3 protein-coding genes are annotated in these 2,933 nt (G+C 72.8%); all 3 read right to left on the bottom strand.

The features are described from left to right. Positions 1-840, bottom strand: an 840-nt coding sequence (locus tag Q0A33_RS09895) for an LLM class flavin-dependent oxidoreductase (RefSeq protein ID WP_291795711.1), incomplete at its 3' end; no start/stop codon positions are given. After that, on the bottom strand, positions 833-2,395 hold the full coding sequence (locus Q0A33_RS09890; protein WP_291795708.1) for an NtaA/DmoA family FMN-dependent monooxygenase: 1,563 nt from the start codon (positions 2,393-2,395) through the stop codon (positions 833-835). The genes Q0A33_RS09890 and Q0A33_RS09895, both read right to left, overlap by 8 nt. After that, on the bottom strand, positions 2,392-2,933 hold a 542-nt coding region (locus Q0A33_RS09885; protein ID WP_291795705.1), incomplete at its 5' end, for an ATP-binding cassette domain-containing protein. The genes Q0A33_RS09890 and Q0A33_RS09885, both read right to left, overlap by 4 nt.

Here is a 2,933-nt window from a genome sequence, read left to right as displayed (position 1 = left end):
CGCCTCGTCCGCGGTGACGGTGCCTCCGTCGTCGAGCACGACGAGCTCGCGGCTCCGCGCCGCGGCGCGGGCACGCAGCTCCTCGCCGCTCACCCCTGCCTCGGGCGCCAGCAGCACGACGTCCGCGAAGGCGAGCGCGGCCTCGGCGGCCTCCGGGGAATCCGCACTCACGAGCGTGGGCAGCTCTCCCTGGGGCGGACGCGGCACGATCGAGGGGCCCTTCACGGTGAACTCCTCGCCCACCGAGTCCGTGCCCGTGAAGTCCACGTAGTGCACCTTCTCCCGGTCGAGGAAGCGGGAAGTGACCTCGTCGCGGATCTCCGCATCCGGCTCCCAGGACGTCCAGAGGCGGGCGACGACATCCGCGATCTCCCCGGCCTCCCGCCAGGTCTCGGCGAGCGGTGCCGCAGGCCTGCGACCGGTCAGCCGGGCGGCGGCCTCACTCGTCTGCACCACCGGCGACCAGCCCCCGCGACCACGGGAGACGTGGTCAAGGGTGGCGGTGGCCGTCGCGACGTGGAAGGGCTCCGTGTGGGTGACCGGCACCTCCGGCACGAGCACCGCCTGCGCGGTGGCCGGCCCCAGCCAGGCTGCGGTGGTGAGGGCGTCCGCGCCCGAAGCGCCGTCGTCGCCCAGCACGATCCACCGCACGCCCGCCTCGTCGAGGGCGCGGACCGCGTCCCGCAGCGCAGGCGGGTCCGCGAGCGCGCCCGGATCGAGGCGCACCGCAGTGGGTGCGGCCGCAGGACCGGATGCCGGCACCGGCACTGGAGCCGACACGGAGGCGGTCACCTCTGCGGGTGCGGCGGTGCCGGTGGCGGATGCGTGTGCGTCAGACATGTGCGGTCTCCTTCTCCGCAGCCGGTGGCTGCGTGCTGTTCTCCGTGCTGTGCTCTGCTGCGGCGCTGTGCCCTGCCTGGTCGCGGTGCTCTGTCCCGTCGTGGTGTCCTGTCCCGTCGCGGTGTGCGTCGCGCGCCGCCGCCCTGGCTGCCGCCCACTCCGTATCCGGCCGGTACCCGCCCAGGCCCAGGTTGTCCCGCAGCGTCCCGCCCTCCGGGTACTCCGTCCGGTAGACGCCGCGCTCCTGCAGCTCCGGGACCACACGCGCCACGAACTCGTCGAGGCCTCCCGGAGTGAGGTGCGGGACGAGGATGAAGCCGTCGGCCGCGCGCTGCTGGACGTACTCGTTCATCTGCTCCGCCACCCGGCCCGGGGTGCCCACGAACGAGTGGCGTGCGGACACCTCGATGACGAGTTCGCGGATCGAGAGTCCCTCCGCCTCCGCCCTCTCGCGCCAGGCACGGGCCACCGGGCGTGGGTCCTTCACGTGCCGGACCCGGCCGCGGGTGATGTCCGCGTTGTCGAAGTCCGGGTCCACGTCCGGCAGCGGGCCGTCCGGATCATAGGCGGTGAGGTCGCGGCCCCAGAGCTGTTCGAGGAAGGCGATGGCACCGGGACCGGAGACCTGCTGGCGGCGGATGAGGGCGGCCCTCTCCTCGGCCTCGGCGGCGGTGTCCCCCAGGACGAAGGTGACGCCGGGATAGATCTTGAGTTCGTCCTCCCCGCGGCCGTAGCGGGCGAGCCGGCGGGTGATGTCCGCGTAGAACGCCTTCCCCTCCTCCAGCTCCGAGTGCCGGGTGAAGATCACGTCCGCGCTGCCCGCAGCGAAGTCCCGCCCGTCCGGGGAGTCCCCGGCCTGGAAGATCACGGGGTGGACCTGCCTGCTCCGCGGCAGCGGGTACCGTCCCGCGATGTCGAAGAAGTCGGAGCGGTGGGAGAAGGCACCGCTCTCACCGAGGCCGGCGCTGGTGCCCGCGGGGCCGGCGCCGGTGTCACTGCCGCTGACGGCTCCGGGACCGGCCGCACCGGATTCCCACAGCGTGCGCGCGACGGAGATGAAGTCCTCCGCCCGGGCGTACCTGTCGGCGTAGTCGAGATAGCCGCCGCGGCGGAAGTTGGCGCCGGTGAAGGCGTTGTTGGTGGTGACGACGTTCCACGCCGCGCGGCCTGCGGAGAGGTGGTCGAGCGTGCCCAGCTTCCGGGCGAGGTCGTAGGGTTCGTTGAACGTCGCGGAGAAGGTGCCCGCGAGGCCCAGGTTCCGAGTGACCTGGGCGAGGGCGGCGAGCACCGTGGCCGTCTCCGGCCGGCCCACCACGTCGAGGTCGAAGATCTCCCCCTTGTGCTCGCGCAGCCGCAGGCCCTCCGCGAGGAACAGGAAGTCGAAGAGCCCGTTCTCCGCCGTGCGGGCGAAGTGCTCGAAGCTCTCGAACTCGATGTGCGAGCCGCCGGCCGGATCCGTCCAGACGGTCGTGTTGTTGACGCCCGGGAAGTGCGCGGCGAGGTGGACCGGGCGCACGGGTGCGGCGTGGGTGCTGTGAGTGGGATGCGTGGTCATCGTGCTCCGATCGGGACGGGTGTGCTGTGTGCGGGTGCGCTGTGTGCCTCCGTGCCGGAGGCGGGAGCGCGGTCGCCGGTGCCGGGAACCGCGGCGACGAGTGTGCGGGTGAGCTCCGTGCGCGGAGAGTCGAAGACCTCGGCGGCAGGTCCGGACTCCACCACGCGACCGCCGGACATCACCAGCACGTCGTCGGCGATGTGCCGTACGACCGCGAGATCGTGGCTAATGAAGACATAGGCGAGCCCCAGACGCTCCTGCAGGTCGAGGAGCAGTTCGAGGATCTGCTGCTGCACGGAGACGTCGAGGGCGGAGACGGGTTCGTCGAGGACGAGGACCTCCGGAGTGCTGGCGAGCGCGCGGGCGAGCGTGACCCGCTGACGCTGACCGCCGGAGAGCTCCCGGGGCCGGCGGTCGGCGAACTCCGCCGGCAGCGCCACGAGATCGAGCAGCTCTGCGACTCTGGCCCGGCGCTCCGCCCGGCTGCCGAGGCGGAAGCCCCGCAGCGGCTCCGCGAGGGACTGCCCCACGGTGAAGG

Origin of the sequence: Brevibacterium sp. (assembly GCF_022712115.1) — a bacterium.
In the GTDB taxonomy this organism is placed as follows: Bacteria; Actinomycetota; Actinomycetes; order Actinomycetales; family Brevibacteriaceae; genus Brevibacterium; species Brevibacterium salitolerans.
The sequence above is the reverse complement of the archived record's forward strand: the minus strand, read 5'-3'. Positions and strand labels throughout refer to the sequence as shown.